The sequence below is a fragment of the Prochlorococcus marinus subsp. marinus str. CCMP1375 genome (assembly GCF_000007925.1).
Taxonomy (GTDB): domain Bacteria; phylum Cyanobacteriota; class Cyanobacteriia; order PCC-6307; family Cyanobiaceae; genus Prochlorococcus_E; species Prochlorococcus_E marinus.
Window position 1 is genome coordinate 1037391 of the sequence record NC_005042.1, and the last position, 22181, is coordinate 1059571.

21 protein-coding genes and 1 tRNA gene are annotated in these 22181 nt (G+C 35.9%); 11 read left to right on the forward strand and 11 right to left on the reverse strand.

Features of this window, described 5'->3' with window-relative positions:
* The first annotated feature begins 3 nt into the window (after nt 1–3).
* Nucleotides 4–642 carry a hypothetical protein gene (locus tag PRO_RS05470; protein WP_011125262.1) on the forward strand — a complete coding sequence of 213 codons (639 nt, stop codon included), beginning with the start codon at nt 4–6 and terminating at the stop codon, nt 640–642.
* On the opposite strand, the gene PRO_RS05475 is transcribed toward PRO_RS05470, so the two are convergent.
* Nucleotides 639–1529, reverse strand: coding sequence for a phosphatidate cytidylyltransferase (locus PRO_RS05475; RefSeq protein WP_011125263.1), 891 nt, complete (start codon nt 1527–1529; stop codon nt 639–641). The two genes, PRO_RS05470 and PRO_RS05475, sit on opposite strands and share 4 nt — an antisense overlap.
* Nucleotides 1529–2926: an aminotransferase class I/II-fold pyridoxal phosphate-dependent enzyme gene (locus tag PRO_RS05480; protein ID WP_036892278.1), complete on the reverse strand. Its 1398-nt coding sequence runs from the start codon at nt 2924–2926 to the stop codon at nt 1529–1531. The genes PRO_RS05475 and PRO_RS05480 overlap by 1 nt, the downstream gene beginning before the upstream one ends.
* A gap of 92 nt (nt 2927–3018) precedes the next feature.
* Between PRO_RS05480 and PRO_RS05485 the strand changes: the two genes are divergently transcribed.
* The 3 genes from PRO_RS05485 (at nt 3019) to PRO_RS05495 (ending at nt 5954) form a co-directional block, all read left to right on the forward strand.
* Nucleotides 3019–4665, forward strand: coding sequence for an ABC1 kinase family protein (locus PRO_RS05485; protein WP_011125265.1), 1647 nt, complete (start codon nt 3019–3021; stop codon nt 4663–4665).
* Nucleotides 4666–4734: 69 nt separating this feature from the next.
* On the forward strand, nt 4735–5448 hold the full coding sequence (locus PRO_RS05490) for a pseudouridine synthase (protein WP_011125266.1): 714 nt from the start codon (nt 4735–4737) through the stop codon (nt 5446–5448).
* Between the two features lie 11 nt (nt 5449–5459).
* Nucleotides 5460–5954 (forward strand): helix-turn-helix domain-containing protein, encoded by a 495-nt coding sequence (locus PRO_RS05495; protein ID WP_011125267.1) that lies wholly within the window; start codon nt 5460–5462, stop codon nt 5952–5954.
* 62 nt (nt 5955–6016) lie between these two features.
* On the opposite strand, the gene malQ is transcribed toward PRO_RS05495, so the two are convergent.
* Together malQ and PRO_RS05505 are read right to left on the reverse strand one after the other, a co-directional pair.
* The gene (gene malQ / locus PRO_RS05500) at nt 6017–7567 is read right to left on the reverse strand and encodes a 4-alpha-glucanotransferase (RefSeq protein WP_011125268.1); all 1551 of its coding nucleotides are present in this window, start codon (nt 7565–7567) and stop codon (nt 6017–6019) included.
* 314 nt (nt 7568–7881) lie between these two features.
* Nucleotides 7882–8427 carry a hypothetical protein gene (locus PRO_RS05505; protein WP_011125269.1) on the reverse strand — a complete coding sequence of 182 codons (546 nt, stop codon included), beginning with the start codon at nt 8425–8427 and terminating at the stop codon, nt 7882–7884.
* Between the two features lie 85 nt (nt 8428–8512).
* Between PRO_RS05505 and PRO_RS05510 the strand changes: the two genes are divergently transcribed.
* A complete protein-coding gene (locus tag PRO_RS05510) occupies nt 8513–9508 on the forward strand; it encodes a ribose-phosphate pyrophosphokinase (protein WP_036892408.1) in 996 nt (331 codons plus the stop codon).
* Nucleotides 9509–9518: 10 nt separating this feature from the next.
* Here the strand turns inward: PRO_RS05510 and PRO_RS05515 are convergent, their stop codons facing one another.
* Both PRO_RS05515 and PRO_RS05520 read right to left on the reverse strand, forming a co-directional pair.
* Complete coding sequence (locus PRO_RS05515; RefSeq protein ID WP_164923231.1) at nt 9519–9941, reverse strand: hypothetical protein; 423 nt, start codon at nt 9939–9941, stop codon at nt 9519–9521.
* A 120-nt stretch (nt 9942–10061) separates the two neighbouring features.
* Nucleotides 10062–10616, reverse strand: a complete 555-nt coding sequence (locus PRO_RS05520) for a hypothetical protein (RefSeq protein WP_011125272.1) — start codon at nt 10614–10616, stop codon at nt 10062–10064.
* Nucleotides 10617–10728: 112 nt separating this feature from the next.
* Between PRO_RS05520 and PRO_RS05525 the strand changes: the two genes are divergently transcribed.
* Nucleotides 10729–11874 (forward strand): histidine kinase, encoded by a 1146-nt coding sequence (locus PRO_RS05525; protein WP_011125273.1) that lies wholly within the window; start codon nt 10729–10731, stop codon nt 11872–11874.
* Nucleotides 11875–11931: 57 nt separating this feature from the next.
* A tRNA-Glu gene (locus PRO_RS05530) sits at nt 11932–12004 on the forward strand.
* On the opposite strand, the gene PRO_RS05535 is transcribed toward PRO_RS05530, so the two are convergent.
* Nucleotides 12005–12526 carry an SRPBCC family protein gene (locus PRO_RS05535; protein WP_011125274.1) on the reverse strand — a complete coding sequence of 174 codons (522 nt, stop codon included), beginning with the start codon at nt 12524–12526 and terminating at the stop codon, nt 12005–12007.
* 226 nt (nt 12527–12752) lie between these two features.
* Here PRO_RS05535 and PRO_RS05540 point away from each other — a divergent pair, with 226 nt between their 5' ends.
* From PRO_RS05540 to PRO_RS05555, 4 genes are all read left to right on the forward strand, one after another.
* Nucleotides 12753–13847, forward strand: coding sequence for an FAD-binding oxidoreductase (locus PRO_RS05540; RefSeq protein WP_011125275.1), 1095 nt, complete (start codon nt 12753–12755; stop codon nt 13845–13847).
* A 193-nt stretch (nt 13848–14040) separates the two neighbouring features.
* Nucleotides 14041–15561, forward strand: coding sequence for a glucose-6-phosphate dehydrogenase (gene zwf, locus PRO_RS05545; RefSeq protein WP_011125276.1), 1521 nt, complete (start codon nt 14041–14043; stop codon nt 15559–15561).
* 39 nt (nt 15562–15600) lie between these two features.
* On the forward strand, nt 15601–16914 hold the full coding sequence (locus PRO_RS05550; protein WP_011125277.1) for a glucose-6-phosphate dehydrogenase assembly protein OpcA: 1314 nt from the start codon (nt 15601–15603) through the stop codon (nt 16912–16914).
* A 19-nt stretch (nt 16915–16933) separates the two neighbouring features.
* Nucleotides 16934–18343: a cobyrinate a,c-diamide synthase gene (locus PRO_RS05555; protein ID WP_011125278.1), complete on the forward strand. Its 1410-nt coding sequence runs from the start codon at nt 16934–16936 to the stop codon at nt 18341–18343.
* A gap of 10 nt (nt 18344–18353) precedes the next feature.
* Here the strand turns inward: PRO_RS05555 and PRO_RS05560 are convergent, their stop codons facing one another.
* The 4 genes from PRO_RS05560 to folD are packed head-to-tail and all read right to left on the reverse strand — an operon-like array spanning nt 18354 to nt 22155.
* Nucleotides 18354–19793 carry an AAA family ATPase gene (locus PRO_RS05560; protein ID WP_011125279.1) on the reverse strand — a complete coding sequence of 480 codons (1440 nt, stop codon included), beginning with the start codon at nt 19791–19793 and terminating at the stop codon, nt 18354–18356.
* Entirely contained in the window at nt 19790–20305 is a 516-nt protein-coding gene (locus tag PRO_RS05565) for a divergent PAP2 family protein (protein WP_011125280.1), read from the reverse strand. The genes PRO_RS05560 and PRO_RS05565 overlap by 4 nt, the downstream gene beginning before the upstream one ends.
* Nucleotides 20302–21204 carry a geranylgeranyl diphosphate synthase CrtE gene (crtE, locus tag PRO_RS05570; protein WP_011125281.1) on the reverse strand — a complete coding sequence of 301 codons (903 nt, stop codon included), beginning with the start codon at nt 21202–21204 and terminating at the stop codon, nt 20302–20304. Before crtE ends, PRO_RS05565 begins: the two co-directional genes overlap by 4 nt.
* 42 nt (nt 21205–21246) lie before the next feature.
* Entirely contained in the window at nt 21247–22155 is a 909-nt protein-coding gene (gene folD, locus PRO_RS05575; protein ID WP_011125282.1) for a bifunctional methylenetetrahydrofolate dehydrogenase/methenyltetrahydrofolate cyclohydrolase FolD, read from the reverse strand.
* Nucleotides 22156–22181: the final 26 nt, after the last annotated feature.

The window sequence follows — 22181 nt, forward strand, 5'->3', positions numbered from 1 at the left end:
TTAATGAATAATTTTTTGAGTAATCAATTGTCTATTGAAAGAGTTATAGAAATAGGTCTGATTTACTGGATAAAAAGTAAGTGTCAATCAATTGATGAAATAGAATTAAAAATAATAGGTCTTAAGTTAAATCCATTTGGCAGTGAAGTTGAAAAGCTAATAATAAAAGGGAAAAATATTAATTTCAGAAATTTACCTATTCAAGAGCTGAAACTAGAAACAAATAAAATAAAGCTGGCGCTAAATATAATGAATAAAAAAACTGATTTAGTTACAATTAAAAACGAATTTAATATTTCTGGTCAATTATCGGCAACTCAGAAACAACTTAATCAAATATTTATCTCTGAGGAATGGGGTTGGTTAGGAGATTGGATCACACAAACTTTTTTCGATGATGAAAAATTTTCTGAGCTGTATATTAATAATAATCTCTTTCGAGTAAAAGCATTTAATGAATCAAGGTCTCAATCAAAAGAGAAGATATTAATATTAAAATCAATTAGAGGTAAAGCAATCCTTCAAGAAAAAGAAAGCTCTCAAGGGAAGGAGTTCCCTATGGATAAATCAATATATATTAAACAATTATTTATCAAGGATAGCAAACTTTATATTGATATAATCTCAAAAGTTATTCCTTAACCAAGCAAAGAAGGTAAAATAAATTTAATTAAATAGTAAATAATGGAAGGAGTAAATAAATAACTGTCTATACGGTCTAAAATGCCTCCGTGGCCAGGCAAAGCATTTCCAGAGTCCTTTAATCCTGCATCTCTTTTCATCATCGATTCAATCAAATCACCAACTATTGAAAGCAAGCCAACTAATGCACCAAGAATTGCCCCAAATAATAAGCCCCAAAAATCAAATTTAATAAATATAGCTGAAATAATACCTATTAAAACAGAACAAAGCAAACCACAAATAGCTCCTTCAATTGTTTTTAGTGGCGATATTAAAGATAAAGGATGCTTACCTAAAATCCTACCAAAGTAATAAGACCCAATATCAGATGCTACAATCATAAAACAAGTAATGAGCGTAACTGTCATCCCTAATGTAAAAATATTTGGATGATTAATTGACATTAGTTTTATTGAGGCATTTAAATCATAGTCAGAAAGTCCTCGTAATCTTATCCAATAACTAGGAAGAAAGCCTAAATAAAAAAGTCCAAAAATTGATGCTGCAATATCTGAAATAGATCCTGGGACTGGTTGTAAAAGTAACCATCCACAAATAGCTGCTCCTGCAATAGCTAATACTGCACTTGCAATCTCTGGAGGAAAAGTTCCTTGAATTTCAAAATAAGTTGTAAACAAAAGTATTTGACATGCCAGAAGAGTAGTTTTGGTAGCAGGTCTAATACCTGCAAACTCTGTTATTCGAAAATACTCAATAAGTGCCAAATGAATTATTAAACCAAGTGCAAATGTAAACCAAAACCCTCCAATACCAACAACTAAAAGACCAAAAGTGCCGGCAAACATACCGCTAACAATTCTTTTACTATAAAAAGCTTGGGTCATTAAGAAATTACCTTTATTTCAGAAGGAATTTGAGTAGGCCAGAAGTTCCTTTGTTCAATCATCCAGTCAATTCGATTCTGATCAAGCAACTCTCCCGGAAATAGTATTGGTATGCCTGGTGGATAAGGTGAAATTAAATCAGAGGAGATTCGCCCAATGGAATCCTCAAGAGGAACCTTTACAGTATCAGCGATAAAAGCAGATAGACATGAGGTCCCCAAGATAGTAATTAAAGGGAAGTTAGGCTTAGTGAATGGTGGAAAAGTTTTTCTCTCCAGGTTGGATGAAAGAAGTTCATCCCAATAATTCTTCATGACTTTTGTAAGACCTCTCTGAATAGCAAAACCAAGGCAGAAAGTAATTGTTCCAGGCTCAGGCAATTCAGCAATCATTCCTTTGCTAATTAGCCAAGAATCGGCTTCCATTCCATTGATTCCTATAGAAGCAGTATGAAGGATAAGCTTTAAAGGATCTTGATTTTCAAGTAAAGGCAATCCTTCCTGACGAAGCTGAATATTAAGTTCTCTGGCTTTGCTAATTATTTTTTTAAGTTTTTGCTTGCCCTGCAAACTTGTCAATTCAGCTATAGCTGCTTCGCAAGAAGCAAGCAATAAAGCACTTGGACTTGTAGTTTGCAAAATAACAATACTTCTTTCTATTTGATCTGGATCTACCAGATTCCCTTGCCACCAAAGAGCTGCTGTCTGAACAAGCCCATTTGCTGATTTATGCAAAGAATGCACAACAAGATCTGCTCCTGCTTGCAATCCTGATTCTGGCAATGAATCGTCTGCATTTGATGAGAAATAAGCTCCGTGAGCTTCATCAATCAGAACAGGCCAGTTCTTCTCATGAAGTAAAGTAATAAAAGGTTTTAGATCAACTGCATAGCCTTGATAGAAAGGATTAGTTAAAACAACAGCAGAAATCTCAACGTTTTCTTTTTCAATAGCTTGTAAAACACTCTTAAACCAAGAAATATTTGGCGGGACGAAATGGCCTCTATCTTCTAAAAATGGTAAGTCAAATAATACTGGATTCATATCTCCCAACAAACATGCGTTAATGATGCATTTATGAATATTTCTAGGCATTAAAACTGACTGTTTAGGTTTTACTAATGCAAGAAGTGCAGCCTGCAATAAACCCGTTGCTCCATTAACTCCGTACCAACCTTTTTTTGCACCAATAGCCAAAGCTGATTCTTGTTGACTAATTTGTATTTCCCCCTCTAGTGATGTTGGACCTCCAATGTCAGGTAATTCAGGTAAATCCCAAATACCTGGCTTATTTCTTAGCAACCTCCGTATTTCCATGGGCAACGATTTTCCTCTAGCATGGGCTGGCAAAAACAGATTATTACCACGTCTAAAAGTAAGCAGGCTAGTTATCCGCATAGAATCGCCTTTAATGCCTGAGAGACCAATGCTCTACTTTGAACTTCAACACAGTGAAAACAACTCAAAGAAAAAAAAGGAAATCTGAACCATTGACTTACAAAGCTAATAGAGATTTCATTTGGCTTATTCTAAGACCTTGGATAATGATCCCTAGGTTAATACACATTGCATTAACAACAATCAAGCTTATTATAAGGTTTTTAATTGAAGGTAATAATGATGACATAGAAGTCCAAAAAGATCTGGCAAAATATCTTTTAAATACAATTGCTGATCTAGGCCCATGTTTTATAAAATTAGGTCAGGCATTATCAACCAGACCAGATCTAGTTAAACAAGTATGGCTCGATGAACTAACAAGACTTCAAGATGATTTACCTCCCTTTGATCATCACCAAGCTTTAGATATATTCCACAAAGAAATAGGGAAGACTGTGTATGAGATATTTGAATATTTCCCTGATAAGTCAATAGCTTCTGCAAGTCTAGGGCAAGTTTACAAAGCAAGGTTAAATAAGAATTACTGGGTAGCTGTAAAGATACAGCGACCAGACTTAATCTTTATAATTCGTAGAGATTTAGTTATAATAAGAGCAATTTCCATACTTTTAGCTCCATTCCTTCCTCTAAATCTTGGGTTTGGCCTTGACGAAATCATTGATGAATTCGGAATAACTCTATTTAAAGAAATTGATTATGAAAAGGAAGCCGACAATGCTGAAAAATTTGCAAGTTTATTTAGAAATAATAAATCTGTCACAGTTCCTAGAGTTGAAAGATTACTTTCAGCAAGGAAAGTAATCACTACGAGTTGGATTGAAGGCACAAAAATAAAGAATAGAGAGGTGTTAATTAGCAATGGTATTGACCCAACAGCAATTATAAGAACAGCCGTAACAAGCGGTGTTCAACAGCTACTTGAATATGGTTATTTTCATGCTGATCCTCACCCAGGAAATCTATTTGCTATAAAAGGTAACAATGGCATCTACGGAAACTTAGGATACGTAGATTTTGGCATGATGGATAATTTAAGTGATAGTGACCGAATAACACTTACTGGGGCAATTGTACATTTAATAAATAAAGAATATTTATTATTAGCTACGGATTTTAAGAAACTAGGTTTTCTCTCAGAAAATGAAAATATAAATACATTAGCTCCGGTATTAGAAGAAGTACTGGGAAGTGTTATCAATAAAGATGTTAATTCTCTTAATTTAAAAACAGTTACAGACAAATTCTCAGATTTAATGTTTGATTATCCATTTAGAGTTCCATCACGCTTTGCATTAATTATAAGGGCTGTTGTAAGCCAAGAAGGGTTGGCAATAAAGTTAGACCCGGAGTTCCAAATTTTAAAGTTTGCCTACCCTTACGTAGCAAAACGTTTATTAACTGATGAAAATGAAGAATTAATAGAAATACTTATGGACATTATCTTCGATAAAAATAATAATATTCGCATAGATAGACTTGAGAATCTACTTGGAGTTGTAATAGATAGTTCTAGCAATCCTAGTATAGAGCTTTTGCCAGTAGCTGGTAATAGCATCAGAATGCTCACAAGTAGTAAAGGTTCAGAAATAAGAAAAAAACTTTTAATGTCATTAGTTAAAGACGATGAACTTAATACAGCTAGAATTAAAGAGATAATTAAATTAATTACCAGAAAACTTGATCCTATAGATATAAGCAGCAAATTTATAAACAAAATCAACCCTTTACATGCTTAAAATATACTCAAACAAAATTTTTCTGATCATGTCGATAAACTATTTAATAGCAATAATATTTTAAATATAATGAAAGAACGGTTACAGAAAATTATTAGCAATTCAGGCATATGCTCGAGGAAAAAAGCCGAAGCTCTAATAGACCAAAAAAGGGTATTTATAAATAATGAGATAGCTTCATTAGGCGAAAAAGCTGATATTTTAATTGATATTATTAGGATAGATGACTATATAATTCCTAAAAATATAAAATCATCTAAAGTTATTTTGTTAAACAAACCAACTGGGGTTATCAGTACTTGTAGAGATACACATGGCAGGAAAACAGTATTAGATCTTTTACCTGATAACTTACAAAAAGGAATGCATCCTGTAGGCAGACTTGATAAGGATAGTAGAGGAGCATTAATTATTTCTAACAATGGATTGTTAACATTACACTTAACCCATCCAAGATTTAATCACAAGAAAAGGTATTCTGTTTTGATTACTGGAGTACCTTCTAAAAATACTCTAAAAAAATGGAGAAATGGTATAGAAATAGATAAAAAGACTACTAGAAAGGCTCTTGTAAATATAGTTAAAAGACAAGGCAATAATACTCTTTTAGAAATTGTATTGTTTGAAGGCAGGAACAGACAAATCAGAAAGGTTGCAGATAAACTAGGACATCCGGTGATTGACCTTATAAGGATAGAGATAGGTAATATCAAACTAAATGGGCTTAAAGAAGGTGCCTGGAGAGAGATAAATGAATTAGAATGGAATCAATTAATAAGCTAAAATAAATAATTATGTTCAAAAAATTAGATTTCCTAAGAGGTCAGGTAATAGATTCAAATATAAAAAGAGATAAATTGAGCGATCGCTTACTAAAAGAAGCTGGTCTATTGCTTAAGAAAGAAAGGGAAAAGCAGCAACTTACACGATCTATATTATCAATTAAAACAAAAATCTCAGTTGCTGTAATAGAAGCAATAGAGAATGGTTGGTCAAGTCAACTTCCTGAGCAAACTTATCTTTATCCTATGCTAAGAATACTAGAAATTGAATTAGGCTTAGAGAAATTTAGCCTTGGAGAAATTACTCAAGCTGAAAGTAAAAAGAAAGTTAAAGACAATGAAAATTTAGCCGGAGATAAAATAATGCCATTTTTATCTAGGTGGCCATCATCAATGTTATATTCTACTTGTATTTTTCTAACTATTTTTCTTCTTAACCGGCATCACATATTCCTATCAAAACAAAATGTTCAAACCATTAGTCCTATGATTAATGTTGTCAAATAATTAGTTTATATTAATATTATATGTTTATACAAGAATAGAAATTATCTCTGAAAATGATAGCATTAAAAATAATCAATTATGCTATTTCTACTATCTGATGAGCGTCCATTAGATCTAGATACCTCTCCGTATTTACTAATTGATTTATTAAAATCATTGTCAAAATGTTCCAATTTCCAAGACCAGTTATTTTCAATTGTACCAGGTTTATTTAGCCTGGCTTCATTACCTAAAGAGAGTATATCTTGTATTGGCGATATAAATAATATTGAGTTTGATTTCATTCCCACATCTATTAACTTCCATGAAGGACAATTATAGGCTCCATCATATCCTTCTGAAACTCTATTTTTAATCTCAGGGTCACATTCATCCCACCATCCAACTGTAGTAGAATTATCATGAGTTCCAGTATAAACAATCCATTTATGCCCTATAAAGTTTTCAGGTAAATAAGGATTACTAGGGTCACCATTAAATGCAAATTGAAGAATTTTCATACCAGGAAAACCAAAGTGTTCACGCAAACTATTAACTTGCTTTGTAATTACTCCAAGATCTTCTGCTACTAAAGGCAAACTTTTACCATAATCTTGCTGCAAAATAGTAAGCAATTCCAATCCAGGAGAAGGCAACCAGCAACCATGTTGTGCCGTCTTTTGTCCCCCTGGAACTGACCAATATGAATTAAGAGCTCTGAAATGATCTAAGCGCAATAAATCAACTTGTAACCATTGTCTTCTAATTCTATTTCTCCACCATCTAAATCTTGTCCTTTTATGTTTTTGCCAGCGATATACAGGAGTACCCCAGAGTTGTCCAGTTTCAGAAAAATAATCGGGAGGGACACCACTTTGACTATGAAGGTCACCTTTGCTGAAAATTGAAAAAAGAGATCGATTTCCCCATACATCTGCACTATCTCGTGAAACATAAAAAGGAAGATCTCCAAAAATAGCAACATTGAATTTCTTGGCTATTTTTCTTAAAAGATTCCATTGACGGTTTAAATGCCATTGAACCAGGGCATGTTCTAATAAATCATCTTTGTGTTTAATCTTCCAGAGGCCTAATTCATTTTGGTTACGAGAAGAAAAAGCGCTAGGCCATTCCCACCATGGGAGGTAAGAAAATTGCCTACGAAGTTCCATAAAGCACACATGGTCATCAAGCCAGTGCTGATTGGAAGACCAATCGAGAAATTCAATCTGTTTTCCTGAATCTTGATTCTTCCAATTTTTTATTAATGCCTTGCCAATTTCGTTAGACCGACGAGTTGCAAGAGTGAAATCTATCTTTGAAGAATCAGAAGGCAAGGTCTCAGAAAATTCATTTATATCATCTGAATTAATGAACCCTTCTTTAGCAAGGTCATTAGCATCTAAGAACCAAGGGTTAAATGCAAATCCAGAAGGAGAACTATAAGGAGAACCAAATGAATCGGGTGGTGCTAATGGCAATATTTGCCAAACAGCAATTTGATTCTCAGAAAGCAGTTTGATCCAATCTCTTGATGGCTGACCAAAAGTTCCACAAACGCCTCCGGAAGGCAATGATGAGGGATGAAGTAAAACTCCACTGAAACGAGGGTGAGCAGAAGAATTAAATCCCATCAAAATAATCTGGCAAAAAAGATCTAATTTTCTTTATATCTTTTGATGATATCTATCATAAAGTAAATGTGAATGAATTTATAAATCACACGTGAAATATCCAGGTATAACAATACATTTTTTAGGGATTGCACTCTCAGGAATATGGATTGTTAATATTACATTAAATCTATTATGGAAACAAATTGAAAAAAAAGATCGTTTTACAGAACGATCTAATAGCGTTTTAATAATAAGAAACAAAACAATTTTAACTTCATCTAAAAATATTAAAAGCTTTAATTTTAAAAGTCTATCTAAAACTTTAAATCCAATTAACTAGATCTATACTTTAAAAAATTTATACGAGCTTTTAATCTAGAAACGATCTCTTCTAAAACCAAAGAAGTATCAAGCCTTCTTTTTTCCCAACTAAAACCTTTTTCCAAAACTTCAGTTGGAATACATCCACACCAAGGCAGGCCATCAGCTTTTCTTGTAACAAAGTCCCAAGATCCTCCTAATTGGACAAGTCCTACTAATGGAACCGATAGAGACTTACATAAACTCACATAAGCAGCTGCTATTCCAGGGATCTCCCCAGAGGAAGTTGGCTTGACCATTAATATTACTGGTTGTCCCCATGCTCCTATAGCTTCCATCCAACTAGTACCAGATGGATGCAACATTGCCGCATCACCAATAAATTGGATTAATTCATTTTTATTTTCTATTTCCTTAAGGGTTTCTATTGGATTATTATCGCTTGATATTTCAACGAGTTCACTTCCAAGGATCCTTGATATAGCAATGGATCCAGCATAATTAAATGGTCTGGTTCCATCTCCAATTGAAAGAAAAAAAGGGAACTGAGAAATCATCGATCGACTACAAGAGTGAAAAAATATTTGGAATGATGAGCTATCAGCATTAGCATAAATATAAGGGTTTTTGAATGCTGCAACCGTGACGAGCTTTATGACCGCAGCTACTGCTCAAAATATAAAAAGCAGTCTAAATACTGATCGACTCAAATTAATTAGCGGAACTTCTAATCCAATTCTTGCAAAAGAGATATCTTCATATATAGGAATTGAGGATGTTCCTGTTGTTTCAAAGAGATTCGCTGATGGAGAGCTATATGTGCAAATACAACAGTCGATCAGAGGTTGTGATGTTTTTCTGATTCAACCTACTTGCGCTCCTGTTAATGATAGTTTGATGGAACTAATGATAATGGTAGATGCTTGTAAAAGAGCTTCAGCAAGGCAAGTTACTGCGGTAATACCTTACTTTGGGTATGCAAGAGCAGACAGAAAAACTGCAGGTAGAGAATCTATTACTGCCAAGCTAACAGCTAATCTACTTGTTTCTTCTGGAGTTGATAGAGTTCTAGCAATGGATCTTCATTCGGCTCAGATTCAAGGTTATTTCGATATACCATGTGATCATATATACGGCTCACCAGTTTTAATAGATTACCTTTCTACTAAGAATTTAGATGAAATAGTTGTAGTTTCTCCAGACGTGGGAGGAGTTGCTCGTGCAAGGGCATTTGCTAAACAAATGAAAGATTCTCCACTCGCCATTATAGATAAGCGAAGAGCTGCTCATAATGTTGCTCAAAGTCTTACTGTAATTGGGGATGTAGCCAATAAGACAGCTATTCTCATTGATGACATGATTGATACTGGAGGAACGATATGTGCAGGAGCTGAATTATTGAGGAAAGAAGGAGCTAAAAGAGTCATTGCTTGTGCTTCCCATGCAGTATTTTCTCCTCCCGCCTATAGTCGATTATCTGCAGATGATCTTTTTGAAGAAGTTGTTGTTACCAATAGTATTCCAGTTCCTACTAGTCAATACTTTGAACAATTAAAAGTACTTTCTGTTGCAAATATGTTAGGAGAAGCAATATGGAGGGTGCATGAAGAAAGCTCAATAAGTTCTATGTTCAGATAATTAGTCTCCGTTATTTCTTTTTACTTGCTTCCTTTACTTTTTTCAGATATTTCTTAACTTGTTTTTTAACTTTGTCAGGAACCTCATCAGGGCAATATCTAACTGCGGCTGGTACCAATTGCGCCTCAGCAGCTGTAAGTAACTCTTTTCGCGTAAATTTTCTATCTCCTGCAACTTTGATTTTTCCATCATGCTTACCTTCTATAACATTCACATATGTAACAGCAGCTACAACTGAAGCTTTCTGAAACTCAATATCCAACTTTCTTGCGAAACATATATAAGTCGCTCCTATTCCTTCATACAAGACTAGGTCTTCCTGACTGGCAGGACTTTTTTTTGATTCATCTTTTCCAAAAGAAGGGCTAATCAGTGTTCCTAAAGCAAAGGGAAAGAGAATTAAGCTGTAAGTAACTCTGCGAAATAAACTCAAGGATTTTCTCAAAGGACTAAAAGGAATAATAATAAAAAGAATGGCTTAAAAGAAAAAGCCTTTCCACGCAATTATAGCGGAATTAATAGTGGCTTTAATATCTAAATTTATTTTAAACCATTAATTATGATTGAAAACTCTTATTTCATGATGATTTTCAACTATTTTTAATTTGTTTTTGGACCAGCTATAAATATTTCTAGAACGATAGCAATCTTGATCTATTAAACGAGTATGTTCAAGTATATTCCAATCATCATAAGAAGAATCAAAAATCAATTCATGTTCATCCACTTGCCTAATATTTGAGACAACGGAAGATTGACTTAAATAACTACTATTTCTATGCAGTTGATGACCGAACAAATAAGCCTCTATAACTCCTTCTTTTGAATAAAAGGGCTTCTTGATAAAAAAATCATTCTCCTTCTCAACCCACCAAGAAAATCGATAACAAGGACATTCCTCTACATTTTCTTTTAACTCCTCGATTCTAAGAAACATTTCAACATGCAAGACATCTTCTTCTTCAAAGAAATACTGTCGCTTAGAGCACCAAACCCCTAAGTTTCTTGAAAACCATCTACGAAGACTATTATCAAATTTAAGATTGAAATCATTAAGTTCTGGCGTTTTTACGGTCTGAGAACTATTGTCAACGAAGTTAGTAATCATTTAAGAACAGAACAAAAATTTACATGAAAGAGTATTCAATTACTTATTAGCAATTATCTAAATCGACGCGCAGTCCCTTAAGGTATATATAACATTCAATAAGTTCAAAGCTGTGAATAAAGCTACAGCTAATGAACGAAAAAAACTCCGCCTTCTTCTTGTTGCAAGTAGGAAACATCTCTCAAGAGGAGATTTAAGGTCGCTAATCAGATTTTTAGAATCTGAAGATTGTGGATTCGAGATAAAACTTCAATTTTCTGACCCTAAGGAACAACCTGAATTACTTGAGCTTCATAGACTTGTTGCAATACCGGCTTTAATCAAACTTGATCCTCAGCCTAAGCAGATTTTTGCTGGGACAAGCATATTAGAACAACTTAAAAATTGGCTCCCAAGATGGGAACAGGAAGACATTCTAATTAGTAGTGGATTAGGAATAAATCTTAGGCAAAAGGAAAGTGAGAATGGAAGAACAAGGAACGAATTACTTTTAGAAGATGAAAATCTTGTCCTACGACAAGAGAATGAAACCTTATCTAATCAAATTGAATCTCAAGAGAGATTACTTCGAATGGTTGCTCATGAGTTAAGGACACCACTTTCTGCCGCTAAGTTAGCTCTACAAAGTCAAGCGCTGGGTCAAATTGATTTAATTAAATTACAGGAAGTAGTGAAGAGAAGGTTGGAAGAAATTGAGTCTCTATCGAAAGATCTTCTTGAAGTGGGAACAACAAGATGGGAGGCATTATTTAATCCTCAAGAGGCAAACCTTGCCAATATTGCAGCTGAAGTAATTCTTGAACTTGAGAAATTTTGGCTCTCTAGAGGAATTGGAATAAATACTGACATACCTGCAGACCTTCCTAATGTTTTTGCTGATCAAAGTAGAATGAAACAGGTGTTATTAAATTTAATAGAAAATGCTTTGAAGTTTTCAAATGATGGAGACACAGTAGAAATAACAATGCTTCATAGGACAAATCAATGGGTACAGATAAGTGTTTCTGATAAAGGTCCTGGGATACCAGAAGAAGAACAACAACGTATTTTCCTAGATCGAGTACGTTTACCACAAACATCTAATGAAACATCAGGTTTTGGTATTGGATTATCCGTATGTCGTCGAATTGTAGAAGTCCATGGGGGCAAAATATGGGTTGTCTCTCAACCTGGAGAGGGATCTTGTTTTTATTTCACTGTTCCCGTTTGGGATAAAAGAAACAAGTCCCTTGAGCCCTTGACCTTGACGCAGGGCTAGGCTTGAACTTAGCTTTCAAATGTGATTGATAGCACATTTGTGTATGATCACCGCCATGGCCCCATCGTCTAGAGGCCTAGGACACCTCCCTTTCACGGAGGCGACAGGGGTTCGAATCCCCTTGGGGCTATTAATTCGAACTAATCTCATAGGCAGCTTTCTCAACTGCTAAAAGATTGGTAGTCAAATTTTTTTTTAAATGTTTCTCAATTAGAGCAACTGGCATGCCAAAACAACCTTGGACAATGAGTTCGTAAGTAAGAGCGCTGCCATTATTAAAGGGTGAAGGAGCTATCTGCCAAGAACCTTCAAATCTTCGAAAGTCTCCTTTAATCAAAGAAAATCTAAGTACTCCATTTTCCTTTTCTTCTATTAATTTAATGCATACTTCTGCAGAAAAATTAAGCCCAAGAAATTCTTGTGAACCTACTTGCTTTAAATGAACTTGATTATCTGTCTTTAATAGAACTTCACTTGAAAGCAGATTTGGAATGAAATCACTAAGCCTGTTGTAATCGGTCAAAACCTTCCAAAGTGAATCAAAGTCCAAAGAAGTTGTTAATTGAGCAGCAAGCCTTCTTGTTCCACCTGGCAGGACTTCCATTGTCTGCTCAATTGTTCTATTTTCTTTTTCCAAATCGAAATAAGTCATATTTGCTTTCAAAGCTTTGTCATTAAAAGAAATTCAATAACTTTTCGAGATACCAATTTAAACCAAGAAAATAAAAACCAATGAACAATACACAAAAAATCTCTTTCTTGTGCCCTTTAAGAGAATGTTCAGACTTGTGGCAATCTCATAACGTGAACTTTGAAAAAGGCTATGTCGAATAATAAAGTTGAGATATTGGTATTCTTATAGTGGTTTCGTCTTTTTAATGGCTTATTCGGAAGCAACAGTCCTGGCCGGTGGCCTTATACATGTTCCAATTTTAATTGGATTAGTGGGGTTTTTCCAAAAATTTCATGGAGGCATTACTAAAAAAACTAGTAAATCCACTTTGACAGAGAAGAAATCCTCTCAACCCTCTAAGCCCCCTGAAAAGCCTTCTTCCTCGCCAAAGGCAATTAAAAAGCCTGCTCACCCCAATGTTCCTGTAAACACTTACAAACCTAAATCACCCTTTGAAGGGAAAGTAACTGAAAATTATAGTCTTTTAAAAGACGGGGCTATCGGAAGAGTTAATCATATTACTTTCGATCTTTCTGGTGGTAATCCAAAACTTGAATATGTAGAAGGACAAAGTATTGGGATCATTCCTGCGGGTGAAGATGCCAAAGGGAAACCTCACAAAATTCGACTCTATTCAATAGCAAGTACAAAATATGGTGATGACTTTAAACAAAATTCAGTTTCTTTATGCGTTAGACAACTTCAATATGAAAAGGAGGGTCAAACAATTGATGGTGTTTGCTCAACATATCTCTGTGATATAAAACCTGGAGACAAAGTCAAAATAACTGGACCTGTTGGCAAGGAAATGCTCCTCCCAGATGATGAAGATGCGAACATAATAATGCTTGCAACTGGAACTGGAATAGCTCCTATGAGAGCCTATTTGCGCAAAATGTTTGAAAAAACAGAAAGGGAAAAGAATAATTGGTACTTCAAAGGTAAAGCATGGTTGTTCATGGGGGCTCCTAAAACAGCAAACCTTTTATATGACGATGATTTTGAGAATTATAAAGCCCAATATCCAGAGAATCTTCGCTATACAAAAGCAATTAGCCGTGAGCAAAAAAACACCAAAGGAGGCAGAATGTATATCCAAGACAGGGTTCTTGAATATGCAGATGAAATCTTTTCCCTAATAGAAAATCCAAAAACACATATATATTTGTGCGGTCTAAAAGGAATGGAGCCTGGAATAGACGAGGCCATGACAACTGCTGCTTCAGCAAAAGGGTTGAATTGGTCTGAATTAAGGCCTCAGCTCAAAAAAGCAGGTAGATGGCACGTAGAAACATATTAATTGGAATGATTACAGCAAAGTCCTAGCAAATGCATTGCTATCGCGATTAAAGATGACCTTATCATTTATCAAATTCAACCTGATTTTGTTTTTTATTTTTGGTGATCTGAGAACAAACGATAGCGTGATTGAAATTAGCAATTTGAATTTAATTAATTAGAGATTTTTCCCATCTTTTGATGGAAGTTAAATAATGATACCGACTACAAACCCATTGAGAGTTGGTCTTAGACAAGAGAGGGTAATTTCACCTCAGTGTTTAATTATTTTTGGGGCCAGTGGAGATTTAACTCATAGGAAACTTGTCCCTGCCCTTTTCAAGCTATTCAAACAAAGACGCTTGCCCAGTGAATTTGCATTACTAGGTTGCGCTAGAAGACCTTGGAGTGACATTGAGTTCCGAAAAAAAATGTCAGTTTCTCTTAAAGATGAAATCAAATTAAATCCAAATGAATGGGAAGAATTCATAACTCGTCTTTTCTATGAACCAGTCAATCTTGAACGACCAGAAGATCTTGTAAAACTAGGTACAAGGCTCGAAGAAATAGACCGGATAAAAGCTACCCATGCAAATAGAACCTTTTATTTATCTGTTGCACCAAAATTCTATGCAAGTGGTTGCAAAGCTTTAGCAGATGCAGGCCTTCTCAAAGACCCACGAAGAAGCAGAGTGGTTATCGAGAAACCTTTCGGGAGGGATTACAGAAGCGCTCAAAGTTTAAATCGTATTGTTCAGAATTGTGCTCTTGAAAGTCAAATCTTTCGCATCGATCATTATCTAGGGAAAGAGACTGTTCAGAACATTCTGGTTCTAAGATTTGCAAACACAATTTTTGAACCAATTTGGAACAGAAATTATATATCTAATGTTCAAATAACTTCAGCTGAAACAGTAGGAGTCGAAGATCGAGCAGGCTATTACGAAAGTTCAGGAGCATTAAGGGATATGGTGCAGAATCATTTAACGCAAATGCTTGCAATTACTGCAATGGAACCACCTGGTCATTTTGATCCAGAAGCCATTAGGAATGAAAAAGCCAAAGTACTGCAAGCTGCTCATTTAGCTAATGAACTTGAGCCTTGGGAATGTTGTGTAAGAGGCCAATATTCAAAAGGTGGCTCTAAGAAAAGACCATTGATTGGTTACCGAGATGAACCTGGTGTTAATCCAAATAGCACAACTGAAACCTATGTTGCTATGAAGCTTTTCATTAATAATTGGCGATGGCAAGGAGTCCCTTTTTATATTCGTACTGGGAAAAGATTGGCAAAAAGAACTAGTGAAGTAGTTTTAACCTTTAGAGAGGCACCTGTTCACCTTTTCGATGCGGCAGGGGGGACACCAACATCTAATCAACTAGTCCTAAGAATCCAACCTGATGAAGGAGCTGAGTTCAAGTTTGATGTGAAGTCTCCAGGTTCTGGAATGAGGAGCAGGCCTGTTGAAATGGAATTCTCTTATGATGAATCATTTGGAGAACCTTCAGACGAAGGATATGTAAGGCTTTTAGCTGATGCAATGCTTGGAGATCCTACTCTTTTCACGAGAAGCGATGAGGTAGAAGCCGCTTGGCGTTTATATACTCCTCTTTTAGAAATAATTGAAGATAGTCCTTGGCAACTTCCAACTTATCCTTATGAATCCAGAACTTGGGGCCCTTCAGAAGCTGATGCATTACTAGCTAAAGATCAATTACTTTGGAGAAGACCCTAATCTTTTCACATTTGTAATTATTTAATTAAGGAAGAAAAAATGTCACCACAACTAACTCTTCAAACCCCTCTTCAAATTCCACCCGAAGAAATACCAAGCTACTTGAAAAAGCTTTGGTCTCAAGATCAATCAGATAACAAGGGAGCTAATACTTTTTGTCTTCTAGTATGGCAACCCGCCTGGATTGAACAAAAACTTGTAGGAGCTGGAAGAATAAATGGACCTGTTTTAGGCAATCAGCGCAGTGAACTTATTGAAGAAGCACGAAAAATAGTTTTAGAAACAAATCTTCCTCACAGCACACCTCCTTTAGCTAAAGAAGTTTTTACATCAATACAATCAAAGCTTCTTTCGGATCAAGAGGAGGACCTAAGAGGGCAACATATTGATTCAGCTATAAGTCAATTACAACCACGTCGACTAATAACGCTTGCTCCCAGCCTTAATCAAGGACATGATCTAGAAACTCTTGTAGCAGCCTATTGTCCGTTGCCAGAAGAAGGAGGAGGCAATTCTGCATGTGGAGATGTAATAGTCCTAAAAGGTGATATTGATGCACTAAAAGACGGTCTACCTATAGTCGAAGAACTAATACCAAATGATCTACCTTCATGGCTTTGGTGGAATGGAAGCCTAGACGAAGACCCATCTCTCTTAAATCAACTGGCTTTGCCTGCTAGAAGGATCATCATTGACAGTGCCATTGGAGAACCAACAAGATGTTTAGATGTTCTTCAACAAAGAATAAAAAGTGGTCAAGCAGTTAATGATCTCAATTGGCTAAGGCTAAGAACTTGGAGAGAAACATTAGCAATGGTCTTCGACCCACCTACCCAAAGAAGTTCTCTTGCAAATATAATTAATTTGGATATTGACATAGAGGGAGAACATGTCATTCAAGGATTACTTTTAGCCTCTTGGATAGCCGATAGACTGGGGTGGAAACTAAAGAAAAATTTCTCAAGAGAAGGAAATAGTCTTAATACACAATTTCAACGCCCAGATAATGAAATCGTGAACTTTCGATTAATGCAATTACCTGTAGGGAATCCAAGCATTCACCCTGGTCAAATTATTGGATTAAGATTGATCTGTAAACCAGAGGAAGCTCATAAAACAGGTCTATGCGTAATACTTGCATCGGAGTCTGGAGAATGCATGCGACTTGAAGCTGGTGGGATGGCGAGCATGGAATTACTAGAAGAAGTGGTCCCAACACAAAACAACCAAGTTGAAACTGATGTAGCACTTCTACTTGAAAGCAGCAGAGGTTCAACAAGTCCTTTACTTAGCAATGCGGCTCCCATAGCAGGGGAATTATTAAGTCTAATTGAATCTAAAAACAACTTTTAATGAAATTTTTAAAGTCCATATGGCATTTGTAATCGCTGCCCCCGCAAGCAGCAATGGCAAAACACTTTTAAGTATTCTTATTGCTTCTTGGGCTCGAAGAAATGGGGAAAGTACTCAAACATTCAAAATTGGTCCTGATTATCTTGACCCACAATTACTTAGCGCCGTAACTGAAAGACCTTGTAGAAATTTAGATACAATTCTATGTGGTAAAAATTGGGTAGTAAATAGTTTTAATCTGTATGGAAGTGCTGCGGAATATGCCTTTATAGAAGGCGTAATGGGTTTGTTTGACGGAATTGGCTCATCAGACAAAGGAAGCACTGCTGATATTGCTCGTCTTTTAAACCTCCCCCTTTTATTGGTTGTTGATGCTCGCGGTCAAGCAGGTTCAATTGCTGCATTAGTAAAAGGCTTTAAAGATTTTGATCACACATTGAATATTGCAGGAGTCGTTCTTAATAAGGTAAACAGTTCGCGTCATAAAGTCTTATTAACTGAGGCACTTACAAAGATCAATGTAAAAGTTTTGGGATGCCTTCCCAAAGATGACTATCTCTCAATACCAAGCAGATCTCTTGGTCTACAACCAGCACATGAAATAAGCAACATTGAAAAATTAATAAATACTTGGGCAAGTATTGCTGAGAAAAATCTTGATTTCTGCTCTTTAAGACCACTGCTTAAAGCACCTAGTCAATCAAACAGTCTTAGCAATATCTTATTCAAAAATAATCTAAAAAACCCACGCCTAAAAAGAACTACAATTGCGATTGCAGAAGATAAAGCTTTTCATTTTAGATATCCTGAAACCAAGGAGTGTCTAGAAGAACTTGGAATTAATCTAATAAAATGGCAAATAACACAAGACAGTCCTATACCAAAACAAGCAAAAGGCTTGATAATCCCCGGGGGATTTCCAGAGCAATTTGCAGAGGAAATTAGTCAGTGCAAAAGAAGCTTGAATTCAATAAAAGAATTCCTAAACAACTATCCTATCTATGCTGAATGTGGAGGTATGTTAATACTTGGGAAATCCTTAAGTGATACTAATGAAAAAAAATTTCCGATGGCAGGAATACTACCTTTCAATGCAAAGGAAGGGAAGCTAAAAGTAGGCTATCGAAAGTTAACAGCTATATCAAATAGTCTTATATCTAATAAAGGAGATCTTATTAATGGGCATGAATTCCATAGATGGAAACTTGATATTAACGGATCTAATGATCTAGATATCACAAAAAAAGAGCCTATGATTCAAAGCTCAATGAATTTATACTCACCTTGGGAAATAAGGGGGTGGGGAATAGATACTAGACAAGAAGGTTGGAGTAATAAGAATTTTCATGCAAGTTGGATTCATCTTCACTGGGCAAGTTCACCAAGCATCTTGCAAAATTGGAGTAGTATTGTTCATAAACACATTTAAATTAATACATTTAATCAATGCACCACGGACTATTTAAAGAATTAATTGAATTATCACCTGCAAGCCAAACTTTTTCACTCGCTCTTGATACTGCCACATAAACCAACTGTTTCCTTAGTGATAGATCACTAGCAAAAAAAACATCTGCTGCTATAAATACTTCTTGGAAGGTACTCCCTTGACTACGATGAACTGTTAACACTGATGCCGGACCAACTGAAGCAAATGAATCTCTAACATAAAAAAACTTCTTCCAAAAAGCTCGTGCTTCTCTTTTAGGCAACTTTTTCGCCAAATTACACAAATCCTGCATTAACTCTTCTAAAATAAGTCTTGAATTAGTTCCTAATTCAGGCATAAGACGAATTAAATATTTATTATTTCCTGCTGAAACTTTTGCTACAAGAGTATTTATTTGAGGTAAGTCCAAATCATATTTTTCCTCAAATTCTAAATCCAAGTCAAACAAATCAAAGACTTGATTTTTAACATCCTCAACAACAATCTCTGCATTAGATCCTAATAGGATGCCTGGTTCTTCTTCTGCATTATCACTCTCCAGAGATGCTGTAGTCATTACAGCTCTTCTACTAATAAGAACTTCTCCTGGCAAAACAGACATTTCATCAGCCAGCTGGCCGTGAACAGCACGCCTTGCATGAGGAACCAACCTTTCTAAATATCTGTTCGTATAACAAAGAATCCTTATAGAGTCAGGATCATTTTTTTCTGCTGCTTCCCTAAGAGAAGATTTAGCTTTCTCTAACCAGCTTTTTTGATCCAATGATCCAATCAACCCTGTTTTGGTTCTAACTATTGGGAAGCATGGGGGCATAGAACAAGTGAAACCCTCTTCCCTAATAAGACTTGCCAACTTAAGTACTGGGCCTTGGTGTCTTATTACTTCAGTTAGATGAGCTCTTTTGACTCTTTGCAATGAAAAGACAGGACTAGCCTCCTCTCCTACTGGAGGCAATTGAGCAGGATCACCTACAAAAACAAGACGTGTTTCATGTGAATGTGCACAAGTAATGACTATCTCAAGGAGATTGCTATCAACCATGGAAGCCTCATCTACAAGAACTAATCCAAGCTGATCTAAAGATTTTGCAGTTTGAGAAGTTTGTTCACAAACTTCGAGATTCCCTCTTCTTTTTAATTTTAAACGTAGAAGTCTATGAATAGTAGATGGATACCAAGTGGGTCTTAACCCTTCTTTCTCTATAGCATTTCTTAGAACGCCTACTGCCTTATGAGTAGGAGCTGCTACTGTCCAACAAATATTTCTATCTTCAACAAGTTGTAAAAACTTTGTCCCTAAGTAGGTTTTTCCACTTCCTGCATACCCACTAAGAAGGAAAGGTTTATCAATATTTTTTTCATCAAGCCAGAAAGAAAAATCCTTAAGAGCTTCTTTCTGATCAACACTTAAAGATCTATTTTTAATCACACTGTCATTAGACCAATACTGTGAAGAAAATCAAGTGGCGAACCAATTAAAATAATCCCAGGCAATGCAACTGAAGGTCCAAAAAGACTTCCAATAAATACTTCTAAACGAGAATGTCCCAAAGCTTCTTTTAAAGGAGTCTCTGGAGGTGATGGCCAATTATTTGTTGGAAGTTCATTAACTCTAGTAGCTATTAAGCCCGCAGACCTCCTGATCCCACTTGCATCATACATAACTATAAAAGCTACAGTTATTGCTAAAGCAAAGGCGGGGTGATCAAAACCCTGCTCAAGTCCAATACCAGAAGCTGTACCCATTACTAAAGCAGAATGACTAGAAGGCATCCCCCCTGTTTCAAGAAGAACCGAAGGGCGCCATTTTTGATAAAAGATTAATTCGACAAATAATTTTGAAAATTGTGCTAATCCGCAAGCAATTAAAGCCCAAGCCAACACTGCGTTGTCAAGAAATTCTAAAAATGGGGGATATATAAGCAGCTGTGAAAAATTCATCTATCTCTATTAATAATGTAATCCGCTAAAGATAAAAGCGGGGCAGCCTTATCACTCCAAGGATGTATAACGTCTTTGGATTTTCTAATTAGTTCCTTAGCTTTTTTGCGTGATTCATCCAAGCCAAGCAGCTTTGGATAAGTAGATTTATCAGCCAATAGATCCTTACCAGCTGTTTTCCCTAAGACTTCACTACTCGCTGTAACATCAAGGATATCATCTACTATCTGAAAGGCTAAGCCTATTCCTTTGGCATAAGTACTAAGAGCTATAAGCAAGTCTTCATCTGCTCCTCCAATTAGAGCTCCACATACAACGGATGCTTTAAGTAGGGCTCCTGTTTTATGAATATGAATGAATTCCAGAGTATCAAGATCGACTGCCTTCCCTTCACTTTCAAGATCTTCGACTTGTCCTCCGACTAAACCTGGAGCACCTGCTACCAAAGAGAGTTCGCCTACTACTTTTAGTAAACGATCCTTCGGCACATTTGGACTTCGAAGCGCAACCATTTCAAAAGCTCTTGTTAAAAGTGCGTCCCCAGCAAGGATTGCTATAGCTTCTCCATATACTTTGTGATTAGTAGGACGACCTCTACGCAAATCATCATTATCCATAGATGGCAAGTCATCATGAATTAATGACATTGTATGAATCATCTCAATTGCTACTGCTGTTGAGATTGCATTCTCAGAATCAGAACCTGTTAATTCGCAGGCTGCTAAACAAAGAATTGGTCTTAGTCTTTTGCCACCAGCAAGAAGGGAATATCGCATTGCTTCTCTAAGTTGATTAGGTCGTTCTGGACCTAAGGAAGCATCTAATGCAGACTCAATTCTTGTTCTAGCCTTAGCCAGATAAGCGGTAAAGTCAAAAGGAAACATGACTGCTTCCGCCATGAAGATAAAGTAAGTAGTTACAATTCTCGCAGGATTAATGCTCTATGGGAGCAAATCACTAAGAGTGGATGACAATCCGCAATGGTATTGCCATCTGTTAACAGTATTTACCATTAACATTGCAACTGTCATTGGCCCAACACCTCCAGGCACAGGAGTAATAGCTTTAATTTTTGAATAAATTTCCTCAGCCCTTACATCTCCACAAAGTTTATAGTTTGATCCCGTTAATTTTAAAGGTTCCATGGGAATCCTATGTATACCAACATCGACAACTACTGCATTAGAACGAACATGTTCCAAACCAATTAATTGGGGTATACCTGCTGCCACTATTAATACTTCAGCTTGATTAGTTATCTCAGGCAAATTAATTGTTTTGGAGTGGGCAACAGTTACTGTTGCGTTTGCTGCTTGAAGCATTAAGGCCATTGGCTTACCTACTAGAATGCTTCTTCCAATAACTACAACTTTTTTACCAACTAAAGATATGTTGTTACGACGAAGTAGCACCATAATTCCTGCTGGGGTGCACGAACGAGGCCCTTTTTCACCTTTAAGTAACCTCCCTAAATTCAAAGTATGTAATCCATCAACATCCTTCTCAGGATCTATAGCTTTCAACAGAGGCTCTGCATCAAGTCCTTTTGGCAAAGGTAATTGTAATAAAATCCCATCAACCTTTTGATCATTATTCAAAGCTTTTATCACTTCAAGAATTTCTTGCTCTGAAGTATTAGTGCCTAGATGATATAGAAAACTATCCAACCCAATTCGATTACAAGCCTTTTCTTTATTGGATACATATATACCACTTGCAGGATCATCACCGACTCTAATAACAGCTAGTCCTGGAGGCCTCCCCACCTCTGGACTAAATTCTGTAATATCTTCATGGAGTCTAAGCTCCAACTCTTTTGCAAGTTTCTTCCCATCAAGAATATTTGTCATAAGAACAAATTAAGTTGAATAAAGCA

Excerpts from the sequence above, each read along its gene's own strand:
- PRO_RS05470 (WP_011125262.1), top strand. The coding sequence starts at position 4 with ATGAATAATTTTTTGAGTAATCAATTGTCTATTGAAAGAGTTATAGAA.
- PRO_RS05475 (WP_011125263.1), bottom strand. The coding sequence starts at position 1,529 with ATGACCCAAGCTTTTTATAGTAAAAGAATTGTTAGCGGTATGTTTGCC.
- PRO_RS05480 (WP_036892278.1), bottom strand. The coding sequence starts at position 2,926 with ATGCGGATAACTAGCCTGCTTACTTTTAGACGTGGTAATAATCTGTTT.
- PRO_RS05490 (WP_011125266.1), top strand. The coding sequence starts at position 4,735 with ATGAAAGAACGGTTACAGAAAATTATTAGCAATTCAGGCATATGCTCG.
- PRO_RS05495 (WP_011125267.1), top strand. The coding sequence starts at position 5,460 with ATGTTCAAAAAATTAGATTTCCTAAGAGGTCAGGTAATAGATTCAAAT.
- malQ (WP_011125268.1), bottom strand. The coding sequence starts at position 7,567 with ATGGGATTTAATTCTTCTGCTCACCCTCGTTTCAGTGGAGTTTTACTT.
- PRO_RS05505 (WP_011125269.1), bottom strand. The coding sequence starts at position 8,427 with ATGATTTCTCAGTTCCCTTTTTTTCTTTCAATTGGAGATGGAACCAGA.
- PRO_RS05520 (WP_011125272.1), bottom strand. The coding sequence starts at position 10,616 with ATGATTACTAACTTCGTTGACAATAGTTCTCAGACCGTAAAAACGCCA.
- PRO_RS05535 (WP_011125274.1), bottom strand. The coding sequence starts at position 12,526 with ATGACTTATTTCGATTTGGAAAAAGAAAATAGAACAATTGAGCAGACA.
- PRO_RS05540 (WP_011125275.1), top strand. The coding sequence starts at position 12,753 with ATGGCTTATTCGGAAGCAACAGTCCTGGCCGGTGGCCTTATACATGTT.
- zwf (WP_011125276.1), top strand. The coding sequence starts at position 14,041 with ATGATACCGACTACAAACCCATTGAGAGTTGGTCTTAGACAAGAGAGG.
- PRO_RS05550 (WP_011125277.1), top strand. The coding sequence starts at position 15,601 with ATGTCACCACAACTAACTCTTCAAACCCCTCTTCAAATTCCACCCGAA.
- PRO_RS05555 (WP_011125278.1), top strand. The coding sequence starts at position 16,934 with ATGGCATTTGTAATCGCTGCCCCCGCAAGCAGCAATGGCAAAACACTT.
- PRO_RS05565 (WP_011125280.1), bottom strand. The coding sequence starts at position 20,305 with ATGAATTTTTCACAGCTGCTTATATATCCCCCATTTTTAGAATTTCTT.
- crtE (WP_011125281.1), bottom strand. The coding sequence starts at position 21,204 with ATGGCGGAAGCAGTCATGTTTCCTTTTGACTTTACCGCTTATCTGGCT.
- folD (WP_011125282.1), bottom strand. The coding sequence starts at position 22,155 with ATGACAAATATTCTTGATGGGAAGAAACTTGCAAAAGAGTTGGAGCTT.